This window comes from Streptomyces aurantiacus (assembly GCF_027107535.1).
Classification (GTDB): Bacteria; Actinomycetota; Actinomycetes; order Streptomycetales; family Streptomycetaceae; genus Streptomyces.
Map to the genome: position 1 here is coordinate 6148404 of NZ_CP114283.1, position 13944 is coordinate 6162347.

Below are 13944 nucleotides of genomic sequence, written 5' to 3' on the forward strand. Positions count from 1 at the left end.
CCCTGCTCTCGGGGTCCCTCCGATACGCCTGTTCTAGTCCGGCGGCCCGGGCTCCGGCATCCGTGCCCGCCACTCAGCTCGGCGCCCCCGCCTACCTACGTCTCACCTCCCGGCAGCATCCCGAGCTCCGTGGCACGCGCGACCGCCTGGCGCCGGGTGCGGGCACCGAGCTTGTCCAGTACGGCCGCGACGTGGTTGTCGACGGTACGGACCGACACGACGAGCCGCTTCGCGATCTCGGGGTTGGTCAGCCCCTGGGCCAGCAGCCGCATCACCTGGAGCTGACGCTCGGTGAGACCGGCGGGATTCTCCCGGGTGGCGGCGAGCGGCCCGCGCGGGATGTGGCGTACGCCGAGTCGCCGCAGCTCGCCGCGGACGAGCCGTGCCATAGGTTCGGCGCCGAGTGCGTCCAGACCGGCCAGGGCGGCGAGCTTGTCCTGCGGATCCGGGCTCTCGGCGAGGGCGGCGGCATGCTCGTACGGACAGCCGGCCGTGTGCCACGCCTGGGCGGCCTCCCGCCAGCGGCCGGCGCTCTGGAGCGCGTACGGGTGGTCCGAGCCGTCTTCGGGTACGGAGTGCCCGGCTTTGGTGAGCCAGTGGCCGAGCTCCGCCCGGTGCGGGACGACGGACAGGCGGCGGGCCTGCTCGAAGACCTCCCCGGCCAGCTCGGCCACCGCCTCCTGGTCGCCCCGGAGCCAGGCGGCCTCGGCCCGGGCGGCGGCGACCGGCCCGGTGCGCTGCAGTTCGCGGGTGCGCACGGCGATCTCCCAGGCCTCGTCGAGCAGTTCGGCGCCACCGCTCAGGCCGCGGCGGACCCGGACCCGGGCGAGGACGGTCAGCGCGGGGCAGCGGGCGGGGACGAAGTCGTGGGCGCCGATCTCGGCGTGCCGCTCCGCGTCGTCCCAGGCGCCCGCGGCGAACTTCCGCAGTCCCATGGCCACATGGAGGTAGCTGAGGAACCCGACGTGCTCCGCCCGGTCGGCCAGCTCCATGCCGGGGCCGAGGAAGCGGTCGGCCTCGGTGTACTCGAGGCGTTCGAGCAGCGTCCAGATGAGGTTGGCGTACGAGCGGCAGGCGTGTTCGACCTCCCCGGCGGCCAGCGCGACCTTCAGACTCTCCTCCAGCTGGGCACGGCCCAGCGGGTCGCCCGCGCGCCAGCGGGCGGTGCCGACGTTGTTGAGGGCGTGCGCGAGGATCGCCGTGTCACCCGCGCGGCGGGCCAGGGCGATGGCGCGCTCACCGAAGTCGACCGCCTGGGCGGTGCGTTCGGAGAGCATGTGCAGCTGGGAGGTGTTGCTGAGCGCGAGGGCGAGCAGCCGGTCGTCGCCCGCGTCCTCCAGGACGGTGATGGCCTCCCGGGCGGCGCGCTGCGCCTCGTCGGCGTCGCCCGCCCACCAGTGGATGCGGGAGAGCCAGCGCAGGTCCGCGCCGAGCGCCCGGGTGTCCCCGAGGGCCCGGCGCAGCGCGACCGCCTCCCGCTCGGCGTCGACGGCGGCCGCGGAGTCGGCGATGGTGTAGCTCTCGACGGCGTACCTCTCCAGGAGGTCGGCGAGGGCGGCCGCGTCGCATCGGTCGCGCTGCCGCAGGACCAGCCGCAGGTGGGCGGCGGCTTCCCGGTGTGCGCCCGCGCCGGCCGCGTCACGGGCGGCGTCGGGGCCGTACCGGACGATCGCCTCCTGGTCCCCGGCCTCCGCCGCGTGGTGGACGACGCGTGCCGGGTCGGAGCCCGGCTGCGCGACGAGGGCGGCGAGGACCTGGCGGTTGAGCTCGATGCGCCGGGCGGCGGGCAGCGAGTCGGCGACCGCCCTGCGGATCAACTCGTGGCGGAATCCGGCCCGTTCGGGTGTCACGGTCAGCAGCCCTCGCTGTTCGGCCACCGCCAGCTCGGCCACGCCGTCCGACAGCAGCGCGTCGACGAGGGGGCGCTCGACCGCGGACGGCACCACGGCGAGCTGTTCCAGGGCGTCCCGGGTCCGGTCGTCCAGGTCCCGCAGCCGGGCGAGGACCGCGTCGACCACGGTCGGTGGGACGCCACCGGTGCCGCCGGCGGCCACCACCTCGGCGACGAAGAACGGGTTGCCCGAGGTGGCCGCGTACACCTCCGCGGGATCGAGGCGGCTCACCGCGCTGAGCCGGCGTACGGCGCCCGGGGAGAGCCGGGGCAGCGGCAGGCGGTGCACGCGCTCGGCCCGGGACACCTGGCCGAGGAGGTGGTGCAGGGGGTGGCGGCGGTCCAGCTCGTCGTCCCGGTACGTCAGGACCAGCACGGCCGGAAGGCGTTCCACCCGGTGGACCAGGAACCGCAGGGCGTCCAGCGAGGCCTCGTCGGCCCAGTGCACGTCCTCGACGACGAGGACGGCGGGGTGCGGGGCCGCGGTCAGTTCCGCCCGCAGCGCGTCGTAGATGCGGGGCCGGTCGCCGCCGGCCGTGAGCGCCCGCGCCAGTTCCGCGCCGACACCGCCGATCAGATCGCGGAAGGGGCCGAGCGGCCGGCGCGTCGCCAGGTCGTCGCACTCCCCCACCAGGACGCGTGACGCGGCGGGCAGCACCCCGGGCATGGCCTTCACCAGACTCGACTTGCCGATGCCCGCCTCGCCGAAGACGAGCGCGACGGAACCGGCTCCGTCCGCCGCGTCCCTCGCGGCGGCGGCCAGCCGGTCCAGCTCGTGGTCCCGTTCGAGGATCCCCCAATCCACGGCGCCATGCTGGCACACGGACGCCCTGTGCAACCCCACAGCGGCACCGCGAAAATTGTTCAACATTGCGTGAAACGTCAGGACTGCGGCCCTGACTGCGGGACGTGGAACGAGGGGGCGGGGCGGAGCGGGGCGGGAACAGAGCCGCAGGGCCCGATCCGGTCTCCGGCGCCGGCCAGGAGCACCGGACGAAGTGCGCCTCGCCGCCCGGCGGTTCCCCCGGCTTCGCAAGGGCGCCGGCTCGTTCGTCAGGACGCCGTGCGGGACTCGAGGTCGGTGCGGGTGTCATTGCCGTACACGCCCGTCTCGTCGCCCCGGATGCCGTACCAGAGCTGGAAACGTGCCACCGCCGCCGTCAGTGTGGCGTCGTACACGCCGCTGGCCTCGCCCTTCTCGTACACGTCGGGGATACGCAGCAGCCGTTCCTGGAGGTCGCTCACCTGGGGCCCGCTGTCGCCCTCGCGGAGGGTGCCCGCTCCGTCCGGGTCGACGCCTTGCGGTGGGGCGGGCGGGGCGGACGGGGCGGACGACGCGGCGGGGGGCGGCGCCTCGGCGGCGTCGGTGGCGCCCCTGTCCCAGGTGAGCAGCAGCGCCGCGCCGAATCCCGCGAGCGCCACGGCCACCGCGGCGACGGTGAGCGCGGTACGGCGGAACGCGGTGGTGCGGCCGTGCGCCGACACGCGTGCGGCCGCTCGGCCGCGTGGCACCGGCCTGTTCTCGTCCCTGACCGGCGGCAGTTCCTGGGTGTCGTCCTCCGTCGGCCTGGGCAGCGCGGAGTCTCCCCATCCCGGTACGGCGACGACTTCGTAGCCCTCGTCCGGGTCGCGCTCCCGCTCCCGCTCCTGGACCTGCCGCACCAGCTCCGACAGGGCTCCTGGCCGGCGGCGGCGCTGGACGTGGGTCGGTTCCAGCGCCGGCCGACGTGTTGGTTCTTCGGGGTCGAACGGTGTCGACAACCTGCTCTCCCTCCGGGCGGTACTGAGAAGGGATACGGGTTCTCCCGCCCGGAGGTTCAACGGTGCGTCGCCGGGCCGGGCGTCAACGGCCGCGCCGGCAGGGCGAATCGACCGCCGCACACGGCCCGTGCCCCGCCGTGCCCGCAACAGGCGCAACGGGCGGGTTCCGCCGGTGAGCGTGCGTACTCACCGACGGAGCCCACCCTCTCGCGTCAGCGGTTCATCAACGCGAAGACGCCCCACCCCAGATACTCGCGCTGGTAGCGGACGTGACGCGCGGGCCCGGTCGCGAGATCCTCACGCATCTCGTCGGCGAGCTCGTCGTCGGGATGGGCGTCCAGCCAGCGCCGGATGCTGAGCCACTGCGCGGCCACGTACCGGTCCCAGTCGCTCTGGTCGGCGAGGACCATCTCCACGACGTCACAGCCGAGCCGGCCGAAGTGCTCGACCAGCTCCGGGAGCGGCCGGTAGTCGTCCTCGCTGCCGGCGTGGCAGCCGTCGAGGACGGCCCGGTCCTCGGGCGCGCGGCGCCAGAACGGCTCGCCGACGAGCATGATCCCACCGGGGGCGAGACTCCTGCGGAGCAGCTCGACGGTGCCGGTCACCCCGCCGCCGATCCAGGTGGCGCCGACGCAGGCGGCGACACCGACGGGTTCGTCGGCGACGTGGCCGGTCGCGTCCGCGTGCCGGAAGGCGACCCTGTCGGCGACGCCGAGTTCCTCGGCGCGGGCGCGGGCGTTCGCCAGGAACACGGTGCTGATGTCCACGCCGGTGCCCGTCACCTGGTGGTCGCGGGCCCAGGTGCACAGCATCTCGCCGCTGCCGCAGGCGAGGTCGAGCATGCCCGTCCCGGGTGCCAGGCGCAGGGCCCGGCCCAGGGTGGCCAGCTTCTCGCTGGTGAACGGGTTGTGAATGCGGTGTCCGCTCTCGCGGACGGTGAAACTACGTGGCAGATCCACTTCTGGGATTCCTTCGGTCCGAGGGGGTCGTGAGGGCTGGAGTACGCAGCTCGTCGTACGTGGCCGCGCCCGTCTGCACCGTCATGTCCCGCACCTCGCTCGAAAAGGATCACCGACTCGGACCGGCCGAGGTTAGATCCGCGGCTCGGCGCCTGTCCACGGCTTTTCCGCGTCGGCGGCGGGAGCCGTCGATCGCGCCGCGGACCGTGGGTGCCGCCGCGGCCCAGTGGTCTCACCGCGGACCCCCGCTCCCGTCGCCGCCGCTGCGGGATTTTGCCGTCGTGGCAACAAAGTCCGGGCAATCAGATGACAATGAAAATGATTGTCGATAGCGTGTGCGTCGGTCACGCCGTCCGCGCCCCGCCACGGGGTGCCCTTGGCGTGCCCTGACACTCAACCGGAGTGCGCGGAAGGGGAGTTGTGGCTCATCTGTTGGTGGTCGAGAGCTGGGTCGGATCGATGAGCAGACTGCTGCCACGAGCGATCCGGGAGGGCGGGCACGCGTTCACCTTCCTCACCCGGGACCTGCACCACTACCTGCGCTCCGCTCCGGAGGGCACCGCCCATCCCCTGCTCGCGGCCCGCAATGTGCTGACCGCCGAGACGAACGACATCGACGCCCTGCTCCCGGAGGTGGAGCGTCTGCACGGCGCACTCGGCTTCGACGGGGTGCTCACGTCCTGCGACTACTATCTGCCGACCGTCGCGCGGATCGCCGCCCGGCTGGGGCTTCCCGGGCCGACGCCCGAGGCCGTGGAGAACGCGTGCCGCAAGGACACGACCCGCCGCGTCCTCGGCGACGCCGGTGTCCCCGGCCCCCGTTTCGCCGTCTGCGCCGACCGGGCCGCGGCCGAGGAGGCCGCGCGGGAGCTGGGCTTCCCGCTGGTGGTCAAGCCCGTCGACCTGTGCGCGGGCATGTACGTGCGGCGCGTCGACGACGAGCGCGAGCTCGCCGAGGCCTGCCGGGCGATCGCCGACTTCCCGTTGAACGCCCGCGGTCAGCTGCGGGCGCCTGTCCTCCTTCTCGAGACCCTCCTCGACGGACCCGAAGTCAGCGTGGAGACCGTGTCGTTCGGCGGTACGACGCATGTGGTGGGCGTGACCGACAAGAGCCTCGGCGGAGCACCCGCCTTCATCGAGACCGGCCACATGTTTCCCGCCCCGCTCGCGCCGGCCGACGTGGAGGCCGCACAGGACACCGCGGTACTGGCGATCAAGGCGCTCGGGCTGGACGCCGTCGTGGCCCACACCGAGATCAGGCTGACCGCAGCCGGGCCCCGGGTGGTCGAGGTCAACCCGCGCCCGGCCGGAAACCGCATCACCGAGCTGGTCCGTCACGTCACCGGCCTCGATCTGGCCGCCGCCTGCGTGGACGTCGCCCTGGGCCAGGCCCCCGACCTGCGACGGCGCGACACCGGACTGCGCAGCGCGGCGGTCGGATTTCTCGTACCGGACGTCGCGGGAACCCTGGAGGCGATCGAGGGGTCCGCCGAAGTGCACGCCGCACAGGGCGTGTTGGAGGTCCAGCTGGCCGAGCCGGGTCGGGTGGTGAAGGCCGCGGGCAGCAACAACGAGTACCTCGGTCACGTGATGGCCGGTGACGCGGAAGGGCTCGGCGCGCGGGCCCGGGTCGAGGCGCTGCTGTCCGGACTGCGACCGCGGGTGTCCGTCCGATGAGGGCGGCGAGCGGCGTGGAGTCGCCTGCCACCCCACACGAGAGGACCGGCTCAGCCGCGACCGCGACCTCGACCTCGACCTCGTACGACGATCTCGTGGGACGCGTGCTGGCCGCCGAACTCGGTCCGGACCCCCGCACCCTGCGTGTCGCCGTCGCGTTCACCACGAGTCAGGCCGTACGGCACGAGGGGCGTCGGGGCGGCTACCGCAACGAGGTGCTCAGTCTGCGCCTCGGCCGGGCCGTCGGCTCGTGCGCGGTCGAACCGGGCGCGCTGCCGGGCGGCGCGGTGGACGACTGCGCGGGGGCGGACGTCGCACGACTGCTGGAGCACCCGCTCGCGCCGGTCCGCGTGGCGGCGCTGGACGCCTATCTGATGCACGTCCGCCCGCACACGCCGGAGAACGGGGGACTGCCCCTGCCACTGCCGGCCGGAACCTCCCTGGAGAAGTCCCGGGCGCGAGCGCGAGCCGTCGTCGACCTGCTGGACGTACGGCCGGGACAGACCGTCCTCGTCGTCGGTGTCGTCAACTCCCTGCTTGAGGCGCTGCGTTCACGAGGGCTTCGGTACATACCGTGCGACCTCAAGGGCGGCTCGACGGAATGGGGCGAGCAGGTCGTCACCGACGCGCTCGCCGAACTCGACGGCTGCGACGCCGTGCTGGCCTCCGGCATGACACTCGGCAACGGATCCTTCGAACCATTGCGGGAGCATGCCCTGCGCCACGGCAAGCAGCTGGTGATGTTCGCGCAGACCGGCAGCGCCGTCCTGCCGCAGTTCCTCGGCGCCGGAGTGAGCGCGGTGTGCGCGGAGCCGTACCCCTTCTTCTGGCTGGACGGCGGCCCGGGCGTCATCCACCGGTACGGCAGTGCGGAGGCCACACTGTGACCACGGCCGCGCTGCGCCCTCTCACCGCCTCCCCCGCGAACCCCGGCCTCCTCGCCCTCCTCGGCCGCACGCCGCTGGCCAGGGTGACCACCGATCTGCCGTGCCCGCAGCCCGGCTTCTGGGCCAAGCTGGAAGGGCTCGCCGCCGGTGGCATGAAGGCACGGGCCGCCGTGTCCATGCTGCTCGGCGCCCGCGACCGCGGTGAACTGCGGCCCGGCGCACCGGTCGTGGAGTCCACCTCCGGCACGCTCGGTATCGGACTCGCCTTCGCCGGGCAGGCGCTGGGCCACCCCATCGTGCTCGTCGGCGACACCGAACTCGAACCGTCAATGCGGCAGTTGCTGCGCGCGTACGGGGCCCGCCTCGAACTCGTCGACCGACCCGCCGGCGTGGGCGGCTGGCAGGCGGCCCGGCTCGCCCGGCTGCGCGAACTGCTCGGTGCGCTGCCGGACGCCTACTGGCCCGACCAGTACAACAACCCCGACAACATCGCCGGTTACGCCTCGCTCGCCGCCGAACTCTCCACTCAGCTCGACCACTTGGACGTACTGGTGTGCAGTGTCGGCACGGGCGGTCACAGTGCCGGGGTCGTGGGGCCGCTGCGCAGGCACTGGCCGGGGCTGCGGCTGATCGGTGTGGACGCCACCGGCTCCACCATCTTCGGCCAGCCCGCCAGGCCCCGGCTGATGCGCGGTCTGGGCAGCAGCATCCATCCGCGCAACGTGGCCTACGAGGCCTTCGACGAGGTCCACTGGGTCGGCCCGGCCGAGTCCGCGGACGCCTGCCGGCGCCTGGCCCGCGGCAGTTTCGTGAGCGGCGGCTGGAGCACGGGAGCGGTCGCGCTGGTGTCCGCGTGGGCGGCCCGCATCCACCCCGGAGCCGTGGTCGCCACCGTCTTCCCCGACGGCCCGCACCGCTACCTCGGCACGGTCTACGACGACGACTTCGCGGCCGCGCACGGCCTGGACCCGGCCACCGCCGCCACCCGCCCCGTCGAGATCCCGCACGCGCACGCCGTCGAAGCCACCGGCTGGGTCCGCTGCGCCACGGTCACCGACCCCCTCAACACCCTGGAAGGGAGCCCGTGAAGGCCACCCTGCGCACCGTACGGCTCACGCTCGCCGAGCCGCTGCGCATATCCCGTTCGACGACGGCCGCCCGCGACGCCGTCTGGCTGTCGGTCGAGCACGAAGGCCTGCACGGCCACGGCGAGGCCGTCACCAGCGTCTACTACGGCCTCGACACCGGCACGCTGGAACGGCACCTGTACGAGTCCGGCCGTGAGCTGGGCCGCTTCGCCGACCCCGAGACCGCCCTGCGCGAGCGGCCGTCGGGCGAACGGCCGCCGGCCGTGAACGCGGCCGTCGAGGCCGCGCTGCTCGACCTGTGCGGCAAGCGGGCCGGTACCCCGGTGCACCGGCTCCTCGGATCCGGGAGCACGCCGAGCGCCGCCACCGCCCGCACGATCGGCATCGTCCCGGCCCCGCACGCCGCCGCGCAGGCCCGCGCACTCGCGGACGCCGGCTTCGTCCTCATCAAGGCCAAGGCGGGCACCCCGGACCCCGAGGACGACCTCGACCGCATACGTGCCCTTCGCGCCGCCGCCCCCGGCACCCGGCTCCTCCTCGACCCCAACGGGGCATGGACCCTCGACGAGGCCCGCCAACTCATACCCCGTTACGCCGAGTTGGGTGTCGAGGCCGTCGAGCAGCCCGTCGCGCCCGGTGACCCGGAGGGCCTGGCGCGGCTCGCCGAGCGCTCACCGCTGCCGCTGATCGCCGACGAGGACGCCGTCGGCCAGGAGGACGTACGGCGTCTGGCGGGCCGTGTGCACGGCGTGAACGTCAAACTCGCCAAGTGCGGCGGCCCCTACGCGGCACTGCGGATCGCCGAGTCGATCGCCGGCAGCGGCACCGAGCTGATGCTCGGCTGCCTCACCGCCAGCACCCTCGGCCTCGCGCCCGCCGTGCACCTCGCCGACCGCGCCCGCTGGGCCGACCTCGACGGACATCTGCTGCTCGCCGACGACCCGTGGACCGGGATCGGGGGCTCCGACGGAGTCGTACGGGCGAGTGACCTGCCCGGGCTCGGTGTACGGGAGAAGCGGGTGAGCCGTGAAGACGCTGCATGAGATACGCGGCTTCTCGCCCGCGATCCGGCTCCTTCTGGTCAACCAGCTCGGCGTCAACATTGGCTTCTACCTGCTCATCCCCTATCTGGCCACGCATCTGGGCGAGGACCTGGGCATGTCGGCGGCCGTCGTCGGGATCGTGCTCGGCGTGCGCAACCTCAGCCAGCAGGGACTGTTCCTCATCGGCGGCTCGGCCGCGGACCGGCTCGGGGCGCGCGGCGTCATCATCGCCGGCTGCGCGGTGCGTACCGTCGGCTTCGCGTTGTTCGCGCTCGGCGACGGACTCGCGGTGCTGCTGGCCGCGTCCGTGCTGAGCGGGCTCGCCGGGGCGTTGTTCAACCCGGCCGTGCGGGCCTATCTCTCGCAGGAGGCGGGCGACCGCAAGGCAGAGGCGTTCGCGCTGTTCAACATGTTCGCGACCACCGGTGCGCTGATCGGTCCGCTGCTCGGCAGTGTGCTGCTGCTCGTCGACTTCCGTGCCTCCGCGCTGACCGCCGCCGCGATCTTCGCGGTGCTGACCGTGGCGCAGGCGCTGATGCTGCCCGCGCGTACGGTGCCGCCGAGCCGGAGCGGTGTCCTCGCGGACTGGCGCGAGGTGGTCGGCAACCGCAGGTTCCTGGCCTTCTCGCTGGCCATGGTCGGCATGTTCACCCTGGAGAACCAGCTGTACCTGCTGCTGCCCGACGGCGCCCGCCGGGCCACCGGCTGGGAGGGCGCGGCCGGACTCGTCTTCCTCGTGGGCACGCTCGCCAATCTCGCGCTGCAGATGCGGCTCACCCGGGCGCTCAAGGAGCGCGCCCGGCAGGCCATCAGTGTCGGACTCGCCCTGATGGGGCTCGCCTTCCTGCCGCCGATGCTGGTGTCGGGGTCAGCGCCACAGGCGTGGCACGCCGCACCCGTCCTCGTGGGTGTCCTGCTCCTGTACGTCGGCGTCATGGTCGCGCAGCCCTTCGTGATGGAGCTGATCCCCGGTTTCGGCAGGCCGGAGCTGACCGGCACGTACTTCGGGATCTTCTACATGGTGTCCGGGGTCGCCGCGGCCGTGGGCAACACGGTCGTGGGCTGGGCGATGGATGCCGGGGGCCGGCAGGACGCGGCCTGGCTGCCGTGGGCGTGCTGCCTGGCGGTCGGGCTGGCCTCGGCGGCCGGGATCACCTGGCTGCGCCGCCTCGGGGCCCTGCCCGGACGCCCCGCTCCCGTGGGGGCGAGCGTATGACCAGCGGCAATCTCCTGACCGACAATCCGGAACTGTACGAGGCGCGCTTCCCCGATCCCGGCCGGCTGGCCGGACGGTGGGCCGAGGACTGTCTGCGCCGGCACGGGGCCGGGCCGAGGGTCCTCGATCTGGGGTGCGGCACCGGGCGGGACGCCGCGCACCTGCACGCGGCAGGACGGTCGGTCGTGGCCGCCGACCTCTCCGAGGCGATGCTGACGTACGCCCGGACCCGGCACCCCGGACCCCGATATGTGCGCGCCGATCTGCGGGACTTCACCCTCGGGAGCTTCGACGCGGTGGTGTGCCTGGACAGTTCGCTCCTGTACTGCCACACCAACGACGATCTCGACGGGTTCCTGTCCTCCTGCCGCCGCGGTCTGCCGCCCGGTGGGTTCCTGGTCGCCGAGATGCGCAACGGCGCCTACTTCCTCGGCCGCGACGACCTGCTCAACACGCCGAAAGCCAACGGCTTCGCCTGGCAGGGCACTTCGTACCGGTCGACGACCACCCTGTACGTCGACCGCACCGCGCAGCTCCTGCGCCGTACCCGTACCTGGACAGCCGACGACGGCTCGGCCCCCGTCGAACAGCGCTCCGCGTGGCGGCTGCTCCTCCCGCAGGAACTGCGCCACTTCCTGACCGCGCACGGCTTCACCGTGCTCGCGCTGCACGACGGTCCGGGGCCGCGCACCGAACCGCCCTGGCAGGAGGGCGACCTGCCGGGCACGGCGACCGACTCCGACCGGCTGCACGTGGTGGCTCGGCTCGACGGCTGACCACCCGGCACACCCCACCTCTCACCCCCGACGCCCCCCGATACACCTCAAGTCACCTCAACACACCTCGAACAGCAAGGACTTCGTCATGCAGGACTACCCCGGCCTCCGTCGCAGAGGCCTGCTCGTGGCCGCGTCCGGTATCGGCGCACTGGCTCTCGTCGGCTGCGGCGGCTCCGACGGCGACACCAGCGCGAGCGGCGCGGGCAGTGGTAACGACGGGAAGCCCAAGCGCGGCGGGCGGCTGCGCGCGGCCTTCGCGGGTGGCGGCGCGAGCGAGACCCTCGACCCGCACCTGGCCAACCTCTTCGCCGATGTCGCCCGCGCCAAGGCACTCTTCGACAAGCTGGCCGACTACGGGGACGACCTCTCCGCGCTGCCGCGCCTCGCCTCCGGCTGGGAGCCGAACGCGGGCCTCGACCGCTGGAAGGTGACCCTGCGCAAGGCGGACTTCCACGACGGCAGACCCGTCACCGCCGAGGACGTCCTGTTCAGTTACCGCCGTATCGCCGACCCCGAGAAGGCGTACCGCGCCAAGGCGTCCCTCGAACCCATCGACCTCAAGGCGAGCCGGGCCGTCGACGAGCGGACCGTGGAGTTCGTCCTCAAGCGGCCGACGGCCGAATTCCCCAACGTGCTGGCCGCGTTCGGCGCGTACATCGTTCCCGACGGGTCCTCGGCGGCCGACTTCGACAAGAAGCCGGTCGGCTCCGGCCCGTTCCGCTTCGTGTCGTTCGCGCCGGGCCGCTCGGCGGTCTTCCGCCGCAACGACGACCACTGGGACGGCGCCCCGCACCTCGACGAGGTGGAGTTCGTCGTCGCCAACGAGGAGTCCGCACGGGTGAACGCCCTGCTCGGCGGACAGGTCGAGTACGCCCACGAGCTGAACCCGACGACCGCCCGCGCCCACGAGGGCAAGGGGCAGATCGAGATCGTACGGCTGCGCAACAGCGCCATGCAGGCCTTCGCCATGAAGACCGACCGGGCGCCCTTCGACGACAAGCGGGTCCGGGAGGCGTTCTTCCTCATCGCCGACCGCCAGGAACTCGTCGACGGCGCGCTGTCCGGGGCGGGCGTGGTCGGCAACGACCTCTTCGGCAAGGGATACGAGTACTACTCCGACGGTCTGCCCCAGCGTGAACAGGACCTCGACCGCGCCCGCGCCCTGCTGAAGAAGGCGGGTGCGGAGAAGCTGAAGGTCACCCTGGACACGTCGGCGGTCGCGGCCGGGTTCACGGAGGCGGCGAGCATCTTCCGCGACCAGGCGGCCAAGGCCGGTGTCACCGTCGACGTCACGATGGGCAGCAAGGACTCGTACTGGGCCGACATCCTCGACTCCGGGACCCTGTGCTGCTACCGCTCCGGAGCCATGCCCATCGAGTCGCACATCTCGCAGCGGCTCCTCACCGACTCCACCACCAACGCCACCAAGTGGCACCACAAGGACTTCGACGCGCTCTACCACCAGGCGCAGTCCACGAAGGACGAGAAGGAACGCGCCGCCGTGTTCGGCCGGATGCAGCGCAGGCTGTACGCCGAGGGCGGCTTCCTGGTGTGGGGGTTCGCCGACTGGATCATCGGAACGGCCAAGTCCGTCAAGGGCGTTGAGCGCAAGGCGCCCGCCAACACGCTCGACTGGGCGCGGTTCGACAAGGTCTGGCTGGCGTGAGCGGACTCGGTTCCTGGGTCGCCCGGCGGCTGCTGCTCGGGGGTGCGCAGACCGTGGCCGTGGTGCTGCTGGTCTTCGCACTCACCGAGGCGCTGCCGGGCGACGCGGCGGTGGCCCTCGCCGGGGACCAGCCCGACCCGGCGCGGATCGCCGCCATCCGCGAGGCGATGGACCTGGACCGGCCGGCGTACGAACGCCTCGTCGACTGGGCGGCCGGGCTGCTGCACGCGGACTTCGGTACCTCGCTGGCGTCCGGGCGGCCCGTCACCTCGTACATCTCCGGTGCCTTCGGTCCCACGCTCCTGCTCGCCACCATCACCGTCGCGCTGCTGGTGCCGGTCGGGGTCGGGCTCGGGGTGCTGGCCGCACGGTTCGAGGGGCGGTTCGTGGACCGGCTGGTCAGTGCGGTGACCCTCGGGGTGTACGCGGTACCGGAGTTCGCCTTCGGGGTGCTGCTCGTGACGGTGTTCGCGCTGCGGCTCGACTGGCTGCCCCCGACGGCGGTCGGTTACGGCACGGATCTGCTCGGGCATCCGGCGGCGCTCGTCCTGCCGGTGCTCGTCCTGCTGTCCCGTCCGGTGTGCTCGCTGTCCCGGCTGGTGCGTGCCGGGATGATCGACGCCCTCGCCTCGCCGTATGTCGCGCAGGCCCGCCGCTACGGGATCCCGGGCGCCCGGGTGCGATACGCGCACGCCCTGCCGAACGCGGTGGCGCCCGCAGCTCAGCAACTCGCCCGTACCGTCGACTGGTTGCTGTGCGGCGTGATCGTCGTGGAGGCGCTGTTCGTGATTCCGGGCCTGGGGACCGTGCTGATGAATGCCGTGGCCGAGCGGGACGTGCCGGTGGTGCAGGGACTCGCGGTGGTGTTCGGAGTGCTCACCGTGGTGCTGAACCTGGGAGCGGATCTCGTCGCCCACCGGTTCGCGCCGCGGGCGGAGGTGGCCGCGTGAACGGGCACAAGCAGGAGCGCCGGCCGG

At 73.1% G+C, this 13944-nt stretch carries 11 protein-coding genes; 8 read left to right on the forward strand and 3 right to left on the reverse strand.

Features of this window, described 5'->3' with window-relative positions:
- Window positions 1-95: 95 nt before the first annotated feature.
- The 3 genes from O1Q96_RS29560 to O1Q96_RS29570 form a co-directional block, all read right to left on the reverse strand.
- The gene (locus O1Q96_RS29560) at window positions 96-2696 is read right to left on the reverse strand and encodes an ATP-binding protein (RefSeq protein WP_269251065.1); all 2601 of its coding nucleotides are present in this window, start codon (window positions 2694-2696) and stop codon (window positions 96-98) included.
- A 248-nt stretch (window positions 2697-2944) separates the two neighbouring features.
- Window positions 2945-3652, reverse strand: a complete 708-nt coding sequence (locus O1Q96_RS29565; RefSeq protein ID WP_269251066.1) for a peptidoglycan-binding protein — start codon at window positions 3650-3652, stop codon at window positions 2945-2947.
- 212 nt (window positions 3653-3864) lie between these two features.
- On the reverse strand, window positions 3865-4611 hold the full coding sequence (locus O1Q96_RS29570) for an SAM-dependent methyltransferase (protein WP_269251067.1): 747 nt from the start codon (window positions 4609-4611) through the stop codon (window positions 3865-3867).
- A gap of 420 nt (window positions 4612-5031) precedes the next feature.
- Here O1Q96_RS29570 and O1Q96_RS29575 point away from each other — a divergent pair, with 420 nt between their 5' ends.
- From O1Q96_RS29575 to O1Q96_RS29610, 8 genes are all read left to right on the forward strand, one after another.
- Entirely contained in the window at window positions 5032-6288 is a 1257-nt protein-coding gene (locus O1Q96_RS29575; RefSeq protein WP_269251068.1) for an ATP-grasp domain-containing protein, read from the forward strand.
- A complete protein-coding gene (locus O1Q96_RS29580; RefSeq protein ID WP_269251069.1) occupies window positions 6285-7175 on the forward strand; it encodes a Rossmann-like domain-containing protein in 891 nt (296 codons plus the stop codon). The genes O1Q96_RS29575 and O1Q96_RS29580 overlap by 4 nt, the downstream gene beginning before the upstream one ends.
- Entirely contained in the window at window positions 7172-8263 is a 1092-nt protein-coding gene (locus tag O1Q96_RS29585) for a PLP-dependent cysteine synthase family protein (protein WP_269251070.1), read from the forward strand. Before O1Q96_RS29580 ends, O1Q96_RS29585 begins: the two co-directional genes overlap by 4 nt.
- Window positions 8260-9306 (forward strand): dipeptide epimerase, encoded by a 1047-nt coding sequence (locus O1Q96_RS29590; RefSeq protein WP_269251071.1) that lies wholly within the window; start codon window positions 8260-8262, stop codon window positions 9304-9306. The genes O1Q96_RS29585 and O1Q96_RS29590 overlap by 4 nt, the downstream gene beginning before the upstream one ends.
- Entirely contained in the window at window positions 9290-10522 is a 1233-nt protein-coding gene (locus O1Q96_RS29595; protein WP_269251072.1) for an MFS transporter, read from the forward strand. The genes O1Q96_RS29590 and O1Q96_RS29595 overlap by 17 nt, the downstream gene beginning before the upstream one ends.
- Entirely contained in the window at window positions 10519-11298 is a 780-nt protein-coding gene (locus O1Q96_RS29600) for a class I SAM-dependent DNA methyltransferase (RefSeq protein ID WP_269251073.1), read from the forward strand. Before O1Q96_RS29595 ends, O1Q96_RS29600 begins: the two co-directional genes overlap by 4 nt.
- Before the next feature lie 88 nt (window positions 11299-11386).
- Window positions 11387-12967, forward strand: a complete 1581-nt coding sequence (locus O1Q96_RS29605; protein ID WP_269251074.1) for an ABC transporter substrate-binding protein — start codon at window positions 11387-11389, stop codon at window positions 12965-12967.
- Complete coding sequence (locus tag O1Q96_RS29610; RefSeq protein ID WP_269251075.1) at window positions 12964-13917, forward strand: ABC transporter permease; 954 nt, start codon at window positions 12964-12966, stop codon at window positions 13915-13917. The genes O1Q96_RS29605 and O1Q96_RS29610 overlap by 4 nt, the downstream gene beginning before the upstream one ends.
- Window positions 13918-13944: the final 27 nt, after the last annotated feature.

Excerpts from the sequence above, each read along its gene's own strand:
- O1Q96_RS29580 (WP_269251069.1), top strand. The coding sequence starts at position 6,285 with ATGAGGGCGGCGAGCGGCGTGGAGTCGCCTGCCACCCCACACGAGAGG.
- O1Q96_RS29600 (WP_269251073.1), top strand. The coding sequence starts at position 10,519 with ATGACCAGCGGCAATCTCCTGACCGACAATCCGGAACTGTACGAGGCG.
- O1Q96_RS29605 (WP_269251074.1), top strand. The coding sequence starts at position 11,387 with ATGCAGGACTACCCCGGCCTCCGTCGCAGAGGCCTGCTCGTGGCCGCG.